This is a genomic window from Avibacterium sp. 21-599 (assembly GCF_026226765.1).
In the GTDB taxonomy this organism is placed as follows: Bacteria; Pseudomonadota; Gammaproteobacteria; order Enterobacterales; family Pasteurellaceae; genus Avibacterium.
In genome coordinates, this window is the sequence record NZ_JAKKOB010000001.1 from 1,189,412 (window position 1) to 1,205,133 (window position 15,722).

Annotated in this window: 16 protein-coding genes; 9 read left to right on the forward strand and 7 right to left on the reverse strand. The window is 38.6% G+C overall.

The genetic code is table 11. The features are described 5' to 3' along the window. Positions 1–4: 4 nt before the first annotated feature. From priC to L5B83_RS05910, 5 genes are all read right to left on the reverse strand, one after another. Positions 5–565 carry a primosomal replication protein PriC gene (gene priC, locus L5B83_RS05890; protein ID WP_265777857.1) on the reverse strand — a complete coding sequence of 187 codons (561 nt, stop codon included), beginning with the start codon at positions 563–565 and terminating at the stop codon, positions 5–7. Between the two features lie 107 nt (positions 566–672). Continuing rightward, a complete protein-coding gene (locus L5B83_RS05895) occupies positions 673–2,031 on the reverse strand; it encodes a Na+/H+ antiporter family protein (protein ID WP_265777858.1) in 1,359 nt (452 codons plus the stop codon). A gap of 53 nt (positions 2,032–2,084) precedes the next feature. Further along, positions 2,085–2,738, reverse strand: a complete 654-nt coding sequence (gene rnt / locus L5B83_RS05900; protein WP_250351661.1) for a ribonuclease T — start codon at positions 2,736–2,738, stop codon at positions 2,085–2,087. Positions 2,739–2,815: 77 nt separating this feature from the next. Next, positions 2,816–3,223, reverse strand: a complete 408-nt coding sequence (gene gloA / locus L5B83_RS05905) for a lactoylglutathione lyase (RefSeq protein WP_250349699.1) — start codon at positions 3,221–3,223, stop codon at positions 2,816–2,818. Between the two features lie 70 nt (positions 3,224–3,293). Further along, on the reverse strand, positions 3,294–3,995 hold the full coding sequence (locus L5B83_RS05910) for a YggS family pyridoxal phosphate-dependent enzyme (RefSeq protein ID WP_265777859.1): 702 nt from the start codon (positions 3,993–3,995) through the stop codon (positions 3,294–3,296). 290 nt (positions 3,996–4,285) lie between these two features. Between L5B83_RS05910 and thrA the strand changes: the two genes are divergently transcribed. The 9 genes from thrA (at position 4,286) to cpdA (ending at position 13,651) form a co-directional block, all read left to right on the forward strand. Continuing rightward, positions 4,286–6,733, forward strand: a complete 2,448-nt coding sequence (gene thrA / locus L5B83_RS05915) for a bifunctional aspartate kinase/homoserine dehydrogenase I (RefSeq protein WP_265777860.1) — start codon at positions 4,286–4,288, stop codon at positions 6,731–6,733. Positions 6,734–6,742: 9 nt separating this feature from the next. Beyond that, positions 6,743–7,687: a homoserine kinase gene (thrB, locus tag L5B83_RS05920; RefSeq protein WP_250363424.1), complete on the forward strand. Its 945-nt coding sequence runs from the start codon at positions 6,743–6,745 to the stop codon at positions 7,685–7,687. A 174-nt stretch (positions 7,688–7,861) separates the two neighbouring features. Further along, positions 7,862–9,136 (forward strand): threonine synthase, encoded by a 1,275-nt coding sequence (gene thrC, locus L5B83_RS05925; protein ID WP_265777861.1) that lies wholly within the window; start codon positions 7,862–7,864, stop codon positions 9,134–9,136. Between the two features lie 179 nt (positions 9,137–9,315). After that, positions 9,316–9,663 carry an ArsC family reductase gene (locus L5B83_RS05930; RefSeq protein WP_265777862.1) on the forward strand — a complete coding sequence of 116 codons (348 nt, stop codon included), beginning with the start codon at positions 9,316–9,318 and terminating at the stop codon, positions 9,661–9,663. 13 nt (positions 9,664–9,676) lie between these two features. Continuing rightward, a complete protein-coding gene (gene dapE, locus L5B83_RS05935; RefSeq protein ID WP_265777863.1) occupies positions 9,677–10,813 on the forward strand; it encodes a succinyl-diaminopimelate desuccinylase in 1,137 nt (378 codons plus the stop codon). A gap of 9 nt (positions 10,814–10,822) precedes the next feature. Further along, positions 10,823–11,509 carry a M15 family metallopeptidase gene (locus L5B83_RS05940; protein WP_265777864.1) on the forward strand — a complete coding sequence of 229 codons (687 nt, stop codon included), beginning with the start codon at positions 10,823–10,825 and terminating at the stop codon, positions 11,507–11,509. Positions 11,510–11,519: 10 nt separating this feature from the next. Further along, positions 11,520–11,927 (forward strand): phosphate-starvation-inducible protein PsiE, encoded by a 408-nt coding sequence (gene psiE / locus L5B83_RS05945; RefSeq protein WP_250363416.1) that lies wholly within the window; start codon positions 11,520–11,522, stop codon positions 11,925–11,927. Between the two features lie 120 nt (positions 11,928–12,047). Then, positions 12,048–12,677 carry an ADP-ribose diphosphatase gene (gene nudF, locus L5B83_RS05950; protein WP_265777865.1) on the forward strand — a complete coding sequence of 210 codons (630 nt, stop codon included), beginning with the start codon at positions 12,048–12,050 and terminating at the stop codon, positions 12,675–12,677. A 143-nt stretch (positions 12,678–12,820) separates the two neighbouring features. Then, positions 12,821–13,651, forward strand: coding sequence for a 3',5'-cyclic-AMP phosphodiesterase (gene cpdA, locus L5B83_RS05955; protein WP_250349709.1), 831 nt, complete (start codon positions 12,821–12,823; stop codon positions 13,649–13,651). A 71-nt stretch (positions 13,652–13,722) separates the two neighbouring features. On the opposite strand, the gene phoR is transcribed toward cpdA, so the two are convergent. Both phoR and phoB read right to left on the reverse strand, forming a co-directional pair. After that, on the reverse strand, positions 13,723–14,997 hold the full coding sequence (phoR, locus tag L5B83_RS05960; protein ID WP_265777866.1) for a phosphate regulon sensor histidine kinase PhoR: 1,275 nt from the start codon (positions 14,995–14,997) through the stop codon (positions 13,723–13,725). Positions 14,998–14,999: 2 nt separating this feature from the next. Beyond that, positions 15,000–15,689: a phosphate regulon transcriptional regulator PhoB gene (phoB, locus tag L5B83_RS05965; protein WP_265777867.1), complete on the reverse strand. Its 690-nt coding sequence runs from the start codon at positions 15,687–15,689 to the stop codon at positions 15,000–15,002. Between the last annotated feature and the right edge of the window lie 33 nt (positions 15,690–15,722).

Genomic DNA, 15,722 nt, shown 5'->3' on the forward strand with positions numbered 1-15,722 from the left:
TTTTCTATTGCGTATTATCTAAATGCTCTTCTAATAATTCAATCGCTTCTAAACAACGGGTACGGCGTTGTTCTGTGTGGCGGATAAGTTGCTGAAGTTGTTGTTTTTTTAATTCGTTTTGTGTTTGGATATATTGATCTTGTTGGTGAGCGATTTTTTGGTTTAATGCTTGTAAGGCTTCGTAATATTTAGCTAATCGTTCTCTTGGTGGAAGACGATGGATGGCGTGCTGTTGTTTGTTTTGAGCTGATTGTGGAGAAGGATTAGTAAAGGTTTTTTTATCTCTTCTTTTGTGTTGTTTGAGGGCATCTAATAAGGCTTGCAGCTGGGCGAGCAGTTTTTCAGTATAAAATTGACACTGAGTGTGTTCGTTTTCTTGCAGGCGTTCTATTTGGGCGAGTGTGTTGTTTAATTCTGCGCGATAAAATTTGAAATGTTGAAAATCTTCACTAAATAAAGTGCGGTCAAATTTTGCATAGATTTTTTGTGTGTCTGATACGGGATATTGTTGGTAGCATTGTGCTATTTTTTGGCGTAATGCTTGAATAAGTTGGGTTTTGTTCATCTTTCTGTTCAATATTGATTTAGTGAGATTTACGCAGTGGGAAATTATCGCATAAAAAAGGACATCTTGTGATGTCCTTTTGTAGCTTATTTTGTGTATAACATAATTTATAAATACATTGCAGCAATCCAACCAAAAATAATGAGTGGGATATTGTAGTGAATAAAGGTAGGGACAACGGAATCCCAAATGTGATCGTGTTTGCCATCCATATTTAAGCCTGACGTTGGGCCTAATGTAGAATCCGAAGCCGGTGAGCCTGCATCACCAAGTGCCGCTGCGACACCAACAATAGAGACTGTTGCAAGTGGGCTGAAGCCAAGGGTTAAGCAAAGTGGCACATAGATTGAGGTAATAATTGGTACCGTTGAGAAAGATGAGCCAATGCCCATTGTGATAAATAATCCAACGATTAACATTAAGAATGCGGCTAATCCTTTATTGTTTGCCCCTAAACCTTGGCTGAAGGTTTGAACTAATTCAGTTACGCCACCTGTGGCATTGATCACCGCTGCGAAACCTGAGGCTGCAATCATCACAAAGCCAATCATTGCCATAAGGCGTAAGCCTTGTTGGAAAATATCGTTACTTTCTTTGAGTTTGAAAATACCACATAGGGCAAAAATGACTAAACCAGCTAAACCGCCAATAATGGTGGAATCGGTAAACAACTGTAAGCCAAAGGTAACCACAATCGCAATGAGGCTTGCGATGACGTGGAAAGGTTTAATATTTGCAATATGCTGTTCAATTTCAGCGGTGCTAAGTGTTTTGTCTGCCACCGCATATTCTCTCGGTTTGCGATAAGTAATAAATACGGCAGTGAGCAAGCCTAAGATCATTCCGATAACAGGTAAGCCCATAGCCAGAGAGACTTCGCCAACACTGGTGTGTAAGCCTAGTGGTTCGCCAACCTGATTAATATTTTTTACTAAAATGCTTTCAATAAAGATTTTCCCAAATCCCACCGGTAAAAGCATATAGGTTGCGGTTAAACCAAAGGTTAGCACGCAAGCAACCGCACGGCGATCTAGCTTAAGTTTATTGAAAATAGCTAAAAGTGGAGGAATAACAATGGGAATAAAGGCAATATGCACAGGCAATAAGTTTTGTGATGAAATAGAGAAAATCACAAGCACGGCTAAAATAAAATATTTAAAGCTCGCCATTGAAAGCCCTGTTGGCGAATGGCCTAATTTTTGGATAACTTTAAAGGCAAGGAGATCGGTGATGCCCGATTTCGAGATTGCAACAGCAAAAGCACCTAAAATAGCATAGTTCATTGCCACTTCGGCACCGCCACCTAAGCCACCTGTGAAGGTTTGAATCGTTTGGCTAAGATCAAGATTACTGCATAAACCAGCCGTTAATGCGGAAATAATCAAGGCGATAACCACATTGATACGCAATAGGCTTAATGCAAGCAATACAATGATCGAGATAACAACAGGGTTAGAGAGTAACATTGCATAGTCCTTATTTAAAATAATAGAAAAAATAAATAAAAAAATTACCGCACTTATTCTGTGATATGGTGAGGGAAACCACCAAGTTGTTTAAGGTGATTGACCATATAACAGAATAATTCCGTTGTGCGTTCTGTATCATATAAAGCTGAATGTGCTTGTTTATGATCAAAGGGGATATTTGCCGCTTGGCACGCTTTTACCAAAACAGTTTGTCCAAACATAAAACCACTTAAGGTTGCGGTATCAAACATTGCGAAAGGGTGAAAAGGGTTACGCTTTGCCTTTACACGTTCTGCCGCTGCCATCAGAAAACTTTGGTCAAAGGTGGCATTATGCGCCACAATAATTGCACGTTGGCATTCTGCTTGTTTTTGTGCTTGACGAACCATTTTGAATAATTCACTGATTGCGATATTTTCGGAAATTGCCCCTCGCAATGGGTTATCAATATCAATGCCATTAAATTTTAATGAGTCTGGGTTAATATTCGCCCCTTCAAACGGCTTAATATGAAAATGACATTTTTGGTCAGGGATCAGTAACCCCTCATCGTCCATTTTTAGTGTAATCGCGGCTAATTCTAACAACGCATCTGTTTGTGGATTAAAGCCTGCGGTTTCTACATCAATCACAACAGGGAGATAACCACGAAAGCGGTGCTTTAATAAATTATAGTTTATCGGTTCTGTGGGGGTATCAGTCATCATATTATTTATTAATAAAAAGTGCGGTGTAAAATTTAAGTGAAATTTTCACCGCACTTTGTATAACTCTTAAGGGGTTAATTGCCTAAGCCAGCTTGAGCGTTTTTATTTTCGATAAATTCAATTTTATAACCATCGGGATCTTCAACAAACGCGATCACGGTTTTCCCGCCTTTTACAGGGCCGGGTTCACGGGTTACTTTACCGCCAGCTTGACGCACGGCTTCACAAGTAGCATAAATGTCATCAACACCAATAGCAATATGACCATAGGCATTACCTAGCTCGTATTCATTGACGCCCCAGTTATAAGTCAGCTCAAGAACGGAAGACGTCTCTTCATCACCATAGCCAAGGAATGCAAGGGTATATTTATATTCGGGATTCTCACTGGTACGTAGCAAACGCATACCTAATACATCTTGATAAAATTTGATTGAACGATCTAAATCGCCTACGCGTAACATTGTATGTAAAATTCGCATTATTTATCCCCTTATTTGCTTAAACGAACAGGCATTATGCCATAGCGTGAATAAAAAAGCATTATACAGTTTAGGCTTTATAATCTCTTGCCCCAAAAATTGCTGTTCCGACGCGAACCATTGTTGCGCCATATTCAATGGCACAATGCAGATCATCAGACATTCCCATGGAAAGGGTATCAATTTGACATTCAGGCAACGCCTGCTGTAATTGCTGGAATAACTGTTGCATTTGTTGAAAGGCGTGTTTTTGCTGTGCAATATCGGTGGTCTGTGCAGGAATTGCCATTAACCCTCGTAAACATAAGTGCGGTAAGTTTTTGATATGCTCTGCGAGAGGCAACATTTCCGTAGGCTGAATACCTGATTTGCTTTTTTCATCACTGATATTTATTTGAATAAGGACATTCAGTGGTTTTTTATAATGAGGACGCTGTTCATTTAAACGATCTGCAATTTTGCTACGATCAAGGGTTTGCATCCAATCAAAATGTTCCGCAACAAGACGTGTTTTGTTTGATTGCAATGGGCCAATAAAATGCCATTCTAGATCTAAATGGTTGTCAGCAAGCTGTTGAATTTTTTCTACCCCTTCTTGCACATAATTTTCACCAAATTGACGTTGTCCAGCTTGATAAGCCGTAAGAATGGCTTCGACCGGTTTGGTTTTGCTCACAGCAAGGAGGGTAATTTCTGCTGAATGACGTTGTGCTTGTTGGCAAGCGTGCTGAATATGTTGTTGTACCTGTTGCAAATTATGTTGAATATCCATTGTCGGGAATAACCTATTTTTTATAAACCTTAAGGAAATATTCTATATTATTCATTTTCTATTTGACAAGGCGTGAAAATTTCGGTATTTCTAACAGCACATTTTTTATTAAGAAAAAATTAACAATGCAACGTACTATCACAATGCTTACCACCACGATGATTACCATTATTACAATGAATGGGGCGGGGTAGTGCGTTAAACACAGGAACACAAGAAACCCGCATTCTAAAGTGCGGGTTTTTTTATAAGTATTTTAACTTTCACAACATTATTTTTAGGAGATTTCTATGCGCGTTTTAAAATTCGGTGGCACATCGCTTGCCAATCCAGAACGCTTTTCGCAAGCAGCCCGATTGATTGAAAAAGCTCATTTAGAAGAGCAAGCAGCAGGGGTATTATCCGCGCCTGCGAAGATTACAAATTATCTTGTTGCCCTTTCTGAAAAAGCCAGCCAAAACCTTCCTACCGATACCGATTTTAATCAAGCACTTGAAATTTTCTATACCATTATTAATGGCTTATATGCAGAAAATGAGAAGTTTGATCTTGCCGGTTGTAAGGCCGTGATTGATGCAGAATTTGCACAAATTGCAGAATTATTAGCCGAAATTCGTGCCAAAGGCGTGTTAGACGATGCGGTAAAAGCAACCATTGATTGCCGTGGTGAAAAATTATCTATTGCAATGATGAAAGCGTGGTTTGAAGCACGTGGTTACGAAGTAACGGTGATTAATCCGGTGGAAAAATTATTGGCACAAGGAAGTTATTTAGAATCCTCTGTGGATATTGAGGAATCGACCAAACGTATTGATGCCACTCGTATTCCAAAGAAAAATGTTGTGTTAATGGCAGGGTTTACCGCAGGTAATGCTCAGGGGGAACTTGTACTATTAGGACGTAATGGGTCGGATTATTCTGCTGCCTGTTTAGCTGCGTGTTTGAATGCTTCTGTCTGTGAAATTTGGACGGATGTAGATGGTGTGTTTACTTGCGATCCTCGTTTGGTTCCTGATGCACGCCTATTGCCAAGTCTTTCTTATCGTGAGGCAATGGAACTTTCTTACTTTGGCGCAAAAGTGATCCACCCACGGACTATCGGACCGCTTGTCCAAGCTAATATCCCTTGTTTAATTAAAAATACCGGTAACCCTGAAGCCAAAGGGTCAATTATTGATGGCAATGCACAATCTGAACAATTACAAGTAAAAGGGATCACGAATTTAGATAATTTAGCGATGTTCAATGTATCAGGGCCGGGAATGCAAGGAATGGTGGGAATGGCAGCGCGCGTGTTCTCAACAATGTCTAAAGCAAAAGTGTCGGTTATTTTGATTACGCAGTCGTCTTCTGAATATAGCATTAGTTTCTGTGTGCCGGTAAAAGCGGTTGATATTGCTAAAAATGCCTTAGAAGTGGAATTTGCACAAGAGCTTAAAAATCAAGATCTGGAAGAGATTGAGGTGATTAAAGATCTTTCGATTATTTCTGTCGTGGGCGAAGGAATGCGACAAGCGAAAGGGATTGCCGCGCGTTTCTTTTCTGCCCTAGCCCAAGCGAATATCAGTATTGTTGCAATCGCACAAGGATCTTCTGAGCGGTCAATTTCTGCCGTTGTTCCGCAAAATAAAGCGATTGAAGCGGTAAAAGCAACTCACCAAGCACTTTTTAACAATAAAAAAGTGGTAGATATTTTTCTTGTCGGTGTCGGCGGTGTGGGAAGTGAGTTAATTGAACAAGTAAAAAATCAGCGTGATTATTTAGCAAAGAAGGACATTGAGATTCGGGTTTGCGCTATTGCAAATTCAAATAAAATGCTACTTGATGCAAATGGGCTAAATTTAGCGCATTGGCAAGAGGATCTCGAAAATGCGACACAGCCTTCTGATTTTGACGTGTTACTTTCTTTCATTAAATTACATCACGTGGTGAATCCGGTTTTTGTTGATTGTACTTCTGCTGAAAGTGTGGCAGGGCTTTATGCCCGGGCATTAAGTGAAGGCTTTCACGTGGTTACACCAAATAAAAAAGCCAACACAAGAGAACTTGCCTATTATCATTTAATGCGTGAGAACGCACGCCAAAGCCAGCATAAATTCTTATATGAAACAAATGTTGGGGCAGGTTTACCTGTGATTGAAAATCTGCAAAATTTACTCGCAGCAGGTGATGAGTTAATTCGTTTTAGCGGTATTTTATCAGGCTCACTTTCCTTTATTTTTGGTAAGTTAGAAGAAGGTTTGTCATTATCTGAAGTAACCACACTCGCACGAGAAAAAGGCTTTACTGAACCCGATCCACGAGATGATTTATCAGGGCAAGATGTGGCACGTAAATTGCTTATTTTAGCACGTGAAGCTGGAATGCAATTGGAATTAACCGATGTAGAGGTAGAAGGTGTGTTACCAAAAGGATTTGCGGAAGGTAAATCGGTGAATGAATTTATGGCAATGTTACCACAGCTTGATGCCGAGTTTAATGATCGTGTAGAAAAAGCAAAAGCAGAGGGTAAAGTTTTGCGTTATGTCGGACAAATTGAAAATGGAAAATGTAAAGTGTCTATTGTGGCAGTAGGGCAAGATGATCCGCTATATAAAGTGAAAAATGGCGAAAATGCCCTTGCATTTTACACCCGTTATTATCAACCTATTCCATTATTATTACGTGGTTATGGGGCGGGGAATGCCGTTACAGCAGCCGGTATTTTTGCGGATATTTTAAGAACATTACATCATTAAGGAGCATTTATGTTACGAATTTACGCCCCAGCTTCAAGTGCGAATATTAGTGTCGGGTTTGATACTTTGGGTGCGGCTGTATCACCTATTGATGGCTCATTACTGGGTGATGTCGTACAAATAGAAGAAATCAAGCAAGGCTTTGAATTAGAAAGTGCGGGGTATTTTGTGCGTAAATTGCCAAAAGAACCGCAAAAAAATATTGTTTATCAAGCCTATGTATTATTTAGTGAACGGTTAAAACTACGCAATGGCACAATCAAGCCGTTACGCCTAACATTGGAAAAAAATATGCCAATTGGCTCAGGTTTAGGCTCAAGTGCTTGTTCTATTGTGGCGGCGTTGGTGGCATTAAATAAATTTCATAATGAGCCTTTTTCTAAAATGGAACTTTTAGAAATGATGGGGGAACTGGAAGGGCGTATTTCAGGTTCAATTCATTATGATAATGTTGCCCCTTGTTATTTAGGTGGGGTGCAATTAATGGTACAATCTCTCGGCAATATTTGTCAGCAATTACCTTTTTTTGACAATTGGTATTGGGTGTTGGCCTACCCGGGTATTGAAGTTTCAACCTCTGAAGCACGCGCGATTTTACCGAAGAGCTACACACGTCAAGATGTGATTACGCATGGTCGTCATTTAGGTAGTTTTGTTCACGCTTGTCATACACAGCAAGAAGCACTCGCTGCATATATGATGAAAGATGTGATTGCAGAACCTTATCGTGAAGCATTATTACCTAATTTTGCGGAAGTAAAACAAGCGGTACGTGATTTGGGCGCATTAGCCTCTGGTATTTCTGGATCAGGGCCAACAATGTTTGCTATTGCCCCTGATTTAGGAACGGCAAGTAAAGTGGCCACTTATTTAGAAAACCATTATTTACAAAACAACGAAGGCTTCGTCCATGTTTGTAAGGTAGATAATCAGGGCGCAAGGGAATTGGGCTAAAATCCCAGATAAATTGCCAAATGGCAATAAAACGAGAAAAGAGGTTTGGACAGGTTCCCTTTTCTTTGCTTACCTTCTTTTGGGTAAGCAAAAGAAACTAAATCGCTTAACCAGCGAAACCTGTTATCAATTATCAAAGATAAAAAATTTTAGACAAAATCAAACGGATTAATTATGAATTTATATAACATCAAACATCCCGAAGAACAAGTGAATTTCGCACAGGCAGTTCGTCAAGGATTAGGCAAAGATCAAGGCTTATTTTTTCCGCAAATTATTCCGCACCTAGATAATATTGATGCTTTGCTTGATTTACCGCTTGTTGAGCGTAGTCAAAAAATTCTAGGGGCGTTAATTGGTGATGAAATTCCAGCGGATAAATTGGCCCAAATGGTTAAAAATGCCTTTACTTTTCCTGCACCAGTAGAAAAAGTTGAAGATCATATTTATGCTTTAGAATTATTTCATGGACCTACCCTTGCATTTAAAGATTTTGGTGGACGCTTTATGGCACAAGCGCTCGCGACTGTGCGTGGAGATGGCAAAATCACCATTTTAACGGCAACATCAGGCGATACAGGGGCAGCAGTGGCGCACGCTTTCTATGGTTTAGAAAATATTGATGTGGTGATTTTATATCCAAAAGGAAAAATCAGCCCACTACAAGAAAAATTATTCTGTACCCTAGGTGGAAATATTCGTACTATCGCCATTAATGGTGATTTTGATGCTTGCCAAGCCTTAGTAAAACAAGCATTTGATGATGCGGAGCTACGTCAAGCGATTGGTTTAAATTCAGCCAACTCAATTAATATTAGTCGTTTATTGGCACAAGTTTGTTATTATTTTGAAGCGGTGGCGCAACTTCCTAAAGCAGCGCGTGAAAATCTTGTGATTTCTGTACCAAGTGGCAATTTTGGTAACCTTACAGCAGGATTAATCGCTAAAACAATGGGATTACCAATTAAACGTTTTATCGCCGCAACTAATGCGAATGACACGGTACCACGTTATTTACGCACTGGCGAATGGGCGCCAAATGACACCGTTGCAACCTTATCCAATGCGATGGATGTGAGTCGTCCGAATAACTGGCCACGTGTAGAAGAGTTATTTAAACGCAATCATTGGGGATTATCTGATCTTCATTCTACGGCAATGAATGATGAACAGACCGAACAAACATTACGTGCAATGAATAACCAAGGCTATTTATGTGAACCACACGGTGCAATTGCCTATGGCGTATTGAAACAAGATTTACAACCGGGAGAAACGGGGTTATTCCTTTGTACCGCACATCCAGCAAAATTCAAAGAAAGTGTCGAACGAATTTTATCCCTTGAACTTCCATTACCTGAAGCGTTGGATAAACACAATAAATTGCCATTACTTTCTGATGAAATGGACAATGATTTTGCGACATTAAAAGCATATTTGTTGAAATAATACTTTTAAGGGCAGATAGGTCCGCCCCTAGGCGAGATTTTGCGTGGTAACATTCGTTTGATTAAGGTTTGCTAAACAGAATTTTGTTACAAAGAATATTTTGATAAATGAATAATTAATATGTAAGGGCGGGCCTGTGTGTCCGCCCGTTAGCTAATAAAAAGGACATAGGACAAAAAATGATTACAGTTTATGGTATAAAAAACTGCGATACAGTGAAAAAAGCCTTGAAATGGCTAATAGATAATGGGATTGAACATCGTTTACACGATTATCGTGTAGAGGGATTAGAACAGGCTTGGTTGGAAAAAGCAGAAAGCCAATTTGGTTGGGAAAATTTGCTGAATAAACGCAGTACTACTTGGCGTAATTTAGCGGAAGAGGTGAAAAAAAATCTATCAAAAAGCACCGCACTTATGGTATTAGCAGAGCAGCCTACGCTAATTAAACGTCCAATTATTTTACAAGATAACATTGCGTTAATCGGTTTTGACGTTGCAGCATACGCAAAGGCTTTTGGTAAATAAGAAAGGTTAAATAATGAAAAACACAATTGTTACTTTAGCACAGCAGTTGATCCAACGTCCTTCTATTAGTCCAGATGACCGAGGTTGTCAGCAACTTATTGCTACGCGCTTAGAAGCATTGGGCTTTGAGATTGAATGGCTACCTTTTAATGATACATTAAATCTATGGGCAAAACACGGTTCAACAAGCCCTGTGGTTGCCTTTGCAGGACATACTGATGTGGTGCCAGTGGGTGATGAAACGCAATGGGATTATCCCCCTTTCTCCGCACAAATTGTTGATGATATGCTTTATGGACGTGGTGCAGCTGATATGAAAGGCTCATTAGCCGCAATGGTGGTGGCAGCAGAGCAATATGTGAAAGCCAATCCAAATCACCCCGGAACGATTGCATTGCTAATTACGTCTGATGAAGAAGCAGCGGCAAAAGATGGTACAGTACGCGTGGTGGAAACCCTGATGGAACGAGGTGAACTGATTGATTATTGTTTAGTTGGTGAGCCTTCAAGTGCTGAAAAATTAGGTGATGTAGTAAAAAATGGTCGCCGTGGTTCGATTACAGGTAACCTTTATATTCAAGGTGTACAAGGACACGTTGCGTATCCTCATTTAGCGGATAACCCCGTGCATAAAGCCGTTGATTTTTTAAAAGCATTAACCACTTACCAATGGGATCAGGGTAATGAATTTTTCCCGCCAACTAGCTTACAAATCGCCAATATTCAAGCAGGAACAGGCAGTAATAATGTGATCCCCGGCGAGCTTTATGTGCAGTTTAATTTACGCTATTGCACTGAAGTAACGGACGAGCTGATTAAGCAAACCGTAAAGCAAATGCTAGAAAAGCATCAACTTGATTATCGCATTGAGTGGAATTTATCGGGTAAACCTTTTTTAACAAAGCTGGGTAAATTAGTGAATGCTGTCGTGGATAGCTTAGAAAAAATTGCCAAAATTACCCCCGCACTTGAAACGGGAGGTGGCACCTCCGATGGCCGTTTTATCGCCTTAATGGGCGCCGAAGTGGTGGAACTTGGGCCATTAAATGCCACGATTCATAAAGTCAACGAATGTGTAAGTTGCCAAGATCTTGCCACATTAGGTGATGTGTATCAGCAAATGCTCATCAATTTGCTAAATGCGGAATAAGGAGAAGTTATGGCAAAAACATTAACATCTGCGATGCTCACGGGAAAATCTCGTGAGCATTTAGTTTCTTTACCTTGTCCGTTTTCGCTTCAACATTTCCTTCAGCCTGATGCGGTAAAGGCCTTTCAAGCATTACAGCAAAGTGCGGTCAAAAATGGCTTTAATTTACAGCCTGCCAGTAGTTTTCGGGATTTTCAGCGACAACAGCGAATTTGGAATGAAAAATTTGAAGGAAAACGAAAGGTGCATAATGATCAGGGGGAAGCCTTAGCGCTAGCGAATTATTCTGATTGGCAAAAGTGTCAAGCCATTTTACGCTGGTCAGCATTACCGGGCGGAAGTCGACACCATTGGGGAACTGAAATTGATGTTTTTGATCCTCATTTATTACCCCAACATCAGCAGTTACAATTAGAGCCTTGGGAATATGAACAAGGGGGATATTTTGCGGAACTGAGTCAATGGTTACAAGAAAATGTACAAACCTTTGATTTTTATTTCCCTTTTTCTAATATGCCAGCACGTTTGCAGATTGGCGATGAACCTTGGCATATTAGCTATTTACCTTTAGCCGAGCAGGCTCGCCAAATGTTTAGCCCTGAAATATTATTGCAAGCTTGGCAAGATGAAGAGGTGGCAGGAAAAGCTTTACTGATTGAACGCCTACCACAAATTTTTACTCACTTTTTTATTTGATTGAATCACGATGAATGAAAAAAATTATTTCCCACAAGCAATTTCTTCGCTTTTACAGTGGACATTAAACATTTCCTTATTAATTCTTGCCTTAATTTTGGTAATTTTTCTTGCCAAAGAAACCTATGGCTTAGCATTAGTGCTATTTGAGCATTCAGAAGAAGCCTCCTATTTGTTGGTCGAAAAAATCGTTGTGTATTTTTTATATTTTGAGTTTCTTGCCCTGATCGTGAAATATTTTAAAACTGACTATCATTTTCCGTTACGCTATTTTTTATATATCGGAATTACTGCAATGGTGCGATTAATTATTGTCGATCATTCTAGCCCAGTGAATACATTACTCTTTTCTGGATCGATTTTGCTAATGGTTGTGGCATTATTTTTAGTCAGTTCAGATCGATTGAGAAAAAGTTAGCCTATTAAGAAAAAATTTTGTGAACAAGGTCAAATTTTTCAACAAAAGTAAGAAGAATTACATTTTTTTTTGTAAAAAACTGGCGTATTCTTAGCAAACAATTTATAACGAGGATTGTTTATGTCTGATTTGCAACAATTTACTCAGCAAGATATTCAAATTATCAAGGAAGAACCGCTTTATGACGGTTTTTTTAATTTAAAGAAGGTCTATTTTAAGCATAAACTTTTTGCTGGTGGTGAAAGTGGGGTGGTAACCCGTGAATTGCTCGTAAAAGGTGCGGCCTCTGTGGTGGTCGCTTATGATCCTGATGTGGATAGTGTGGTGATGGTGGAGCAAGTACGCATAGGGGCTTATAATCCACAGCTTAGTCAATCTCCTTGGCTATTAGAACTTATTGCAGGTATGGTTGAAGACGGTGAGTTGCCTAATGAGGTCGCCCAACGAGAAAGCCAAGAAGAAGCAGGCGTACAAGTAGAACATTTGCGTGAAGTGATGCAGTTTTGGGATAGCCCCGGTGGCATTGTAGAGCGTATTCATTTATTTGTAGGCAAGGTAGATAGTGGTAAGGCACAAGGCATTCATGGATTGGCTGATGAAAATGAAGATATTCGTGTTCACGTGATCCCCCGTCAAACCGCTTATGAATGGATTTGCAATGGTAAGATTGATAATGGACTTGCGGTTACAGGCTTATTATGGCTACAACTAAATTACCTTGATTTGCAGAAACAATGGAAAAAAATGTGAGCTGAATCGAATTTTCATCAGAAATTTAGCCATAAACTATGATCCAGTTAACATTTTTCAGATTTAGGTAATGCAAATTTTTTTGAAGTTTGTAACGTATAGCGATGTATTATTATAAATTAACAAGAGGAGAGGGTATTTTTATGAATACTTATACATACCCAACGGAAGAAGAAGTTGTCCGTTTGGTGCAGATTACAGATCCTCATTTGTTTAAGGATGAAAGTGGTGAGTTACTTGGTATTAATACACAAGCCAGTTTCAGCCAAGTGTTAAGTGAAATTAAACAAAGCAATTTTAATTATGAACTTGTCCTTGCAACAGGGGATTTAGTACAAGATAGCAGTAGTGAGGGGTATCTCCGTTTCTGTAAAATGGTGCAAACACTTGAGAAAATGGTGTTTTGGATCCCCGGCAATCACGATTTTCAGCCAAAAATGTTTGATATTTTGAATCATACTCATGGCAATATTAACCCATTCAAACATTTGTTAATTGGCGAACATTGGCAAATTTTAATGCTTGATAGCCAAGTTTTTGGTGTGCCTCACGGACAGTTAGGACAATATCAAATTGATTGGTTATTGTCCAAGCTAAAAGATTATCCTGAACGTTATTCTTTGGTGGTGCTACATCATCATATTTTATCAACCAACTCTGCTTGGCTAGATCAGCATAATTTACGCAATTCTTTAGATTTAGCCTATGCGTTATCGCCATTTAATAATGTGAAAGGCATTTTATATGGTCATATTCACCAAGCGGTAGATAGCGAATGGAAAGGCTACAAAGTAATGGCAACGCCATCTACCTGTATCCAATTTAAGCCTGATAGCAATAGCTTTGCCTTGGATACGCTACAACCGGGCTGGCGTGAAATTGAATTGTATAGTGATGGACGTATTGAAACACGTGTCAAACGAATCCAACAAGCTCAATTTTTGCCGAATCTGTTAGGTGAAGGCTATGAATAAATAAAGATAAAGTGCGGTTGTTTTTTGATGCAAATATATGATCTTGAGACGTAATAAGATACTTAATTGCTTTATTTAACTAAATAACGGTTTTTAATAATAAAAGAGAAACAACTGCCTTTTCCTTGCTCGCTTTCTATGAGTAACGTTGAATGATGCTGTTCTAAAGCATGTTTAACAATAGCTAGCCCTAAACCACTTCCACCAGTTTGTTTATTTCTTGATTCATCAACACGGTAGAAACGTTCTGTTAAATGCGGTAGGTGTTTTTCTGCAATGCCAATGCCATCATCAGACACACAGAATTTCGCCCCTTCTTCACAAGGCTTCCAGCTGATATGAATATTGGCATGTTTACCTGAATGTTGAATGGCATTATAAATCAAGTTTGATGTGGCACTTTGTAGTTGTCCTTCATCACCTAATACTTGTAAATTAGGTGTGATCTCGAAAGTGATCTTTTGGGAGTTATCACCTAAAATCGCAAGATTTTTCTTTATTGAATCCAATATATTAGAGAGGTTAACGGGATAATGGGGTTTATTAGACTGTTCAATTTTGGCTAATAAGCTGAGTTGCTCAAGCAAATGTGCCATTCGATGTGTTTGTTCTAACATTGTTTGCAGTGGTTTTTTATAATATGGCTCATTTTTCATATTTTCATCTAAGAATTCTAAATACCCTTGTAGTACCGTTAATGGTGTGCGTAGTTCGTGATTGACATTAGATAAGAATGTTTGTCGAGTGTGTAATAAGCGGATAATTTGGGTAACATCACGCATAATAACGAGATATTTTGAACTATCATAAAGATTAAGATTAATTTCAATATAACGTTGATCTGTGGTAAAGAGTACGAGCGGATGTTGATCAATATGATGATGAAAATAAGTTTTAAATTCAGGGTAGAAAATAACATTAAAAATATTCTTATGCGTTTTTTTATGCCAATAAAAGGAGAAAATTTCTTGTGCAGTATTATTACACCAGTTAATTTCTCCATTTTGTTGGCAAATAATTACCCCATCTGGGAGATATTTAATATTTTTATTAAGTTTGGAAAGTAAACGTAGTGTTTTGATTTTTTCTTTACGATTTTTTCTTTCCCAGTAGGCTTGGGTGGGAGAGAGGTATTCTAGTAAACTTCTTTGGGATTTAGCTTTGGCTTTAGGATAAAGTATTTCTAATAATTTAAATTCATTGCGGTGATGCCAAATAAGAGCAAGAATTAGACTGATAACTAACCAGAAATGAAAATCTTTAGCAAAAAGACTAAAGATAAAAGAAAAACTTAGAATTAAAAGGGTTTCAAGAAAAATATGTTTGTAAGATAAACGAATTTTCATTTTTATTCCCAAAGTCGATTAGAAAAACGATAACCACTACCGCGAATTGTTTGAATATAGCGATCCAAATGATAAGGCGCTAACCCTTTACGCAAGCGACGGATATAGACATCAACCGTCCGATCTTCTACATAAATTTGATTCCCCCAAATGAAATCAAGAAGTTGCTCTCGACTATATACTTTTTCTGGGTGCTGCATAAAAAATAATAATAATTTATATTCTGTTGAGCTGAGATTTATTTCATTGTTTTGATAGCGAACACGTTTAGATTCTGTTTCGAGAATTAGACCATCAATTTCCAATATAGAGGAAGATTGTTCGTAAGTTCGGCGTAATAAGGCATCAATACGGGCTAATAAGATTTTGGGTGAAAAAGGTTTGGTAACATAATCATCAGCGCCTGCATTTAAGCAGGTTATACAATCTTCCTCGGCACTACGGGCGGTTAGCATAATAATAGGAATCGTAGCAAATTTAGGTGTTTTTTTCATATATTGGATTAGCTGTACCCCTGATCTGCCTGGTAGCATCCAATCTAATAGAATAAGTTTCGGATTTTCTTCTAATTTTTTCACCGCACTTTGATAATCAAAGGCTTCAATCACATCATAACGTTGTTGAGTTAAAAATAACACAATCATTTCACGAATAGCTTGTTCATCTTCAATTACTAATATTTTCATTGTCATTATAAAACCCTATTCTTATGTGCTAAAAAAGAG

Bases quoted from the DNA above. Each gene is read 5' to 3' on its own strand.
- priC (WP_265777857.1), bottom strand. From the start codon at position 565: ATGAACAAAACCCAACTTATTCAAGCATTACGCCAAAAAATAGCACAA.
- L5B83_RS05895 (WP_265777858.1), bottom strand. From the start codon at position 2,031: ATGTTACTCTCTAACCCTGTTGTTATCTCGATCATTGTATTGCTTGCA.
- rnt (WP_250351661.1), bottom strand. From the start codon at position 2,738: ATGACTGATACCCCCACAGAACCGATAAACTATAATTTATTAAAGCAC.
- gloA (WP_250349699.1), bottom strand. From the start codon at position 3,223: ATGCGAATTTTACATACAATGTTACGCGTAGGCGATTTAGATCGTTCA.
- L5B83_RS05910 (WP_265777859.1), bottom strand. From the start codon at position 3,995: ATGGATATTCAACATAATTTGCAACAGGTACAACAACATATTCAGCAC.
- thrA (WP_265777860.1), top strand. From the start codon at position 4,286: ATGCGCGTTTTAAAATTCGGTGGCACATCGCTTGCCAATCCAGAACGC.
- thrB (WP_250363424.1), top strand. From the start codon at position 6,743: ATGTTACGAATTTACGCCCCAGCTTCAAGTGCGAATATTAGTGTCGGG.
- thrC (WP_265777861.1), top strand. From the start codon at position 7,862: ATGAATTTATATAACATCAAACATCCCGAAGAACAAGTGAATTTCGCA.
- L5B83_RS05930 (WP_265777862.1), top strand. From the start codon at position 9,316: ATGATTACAGTTTATGGTATAAAAAACTGCGATACAGTGAAAAAAGCC.
- dapE (WP_265777863.1), top strand. From the start codon at position 9,677: ATGAAAAACACAATTGTTACTTTAGCACAGCAGTTGATCCAACGTCCT.
- L5B83_RS05940 (WP_265777864.1), top strand. From the start codon at position 10,823: ATGGCAAAAACATTAACATCTGCGATGCTCACGGGAAAATCTCGTGAG.
- psiE (WP_250363416.1), top strand. From the start codon at position 11,520: ATGAATGAAAAAAATTATTTCCCACAAGCAATTTCTTCGCTTTTACAG.
- nudF (WP_265777865.1), top strand. From the start codon at position 12,048: ATGTCTGATTTGCAACAATTTACTCAGCAAGATATTCAAATTATCAAG.
- cpdA (WP_250349709.1), top strand. From the start codon at position 12,821: ATGAATACTTATACATACCCAACGGAAGAAGAAGTTGTCCGTTTGGTG.
- phoR (WP_265777866.1), bottom strand. From the start codon at position 14,997: ATGAAAATTCGTTTATCTTACAAACATATTTTTCTTGAAACCCTTTTA.
- phoB (WP_265777867.1), bottom strand. From the start codon at position 15,689: ATGACAATGAAAATATTAGTAATTGAAGATGAACAAGCTATTCGTGAA.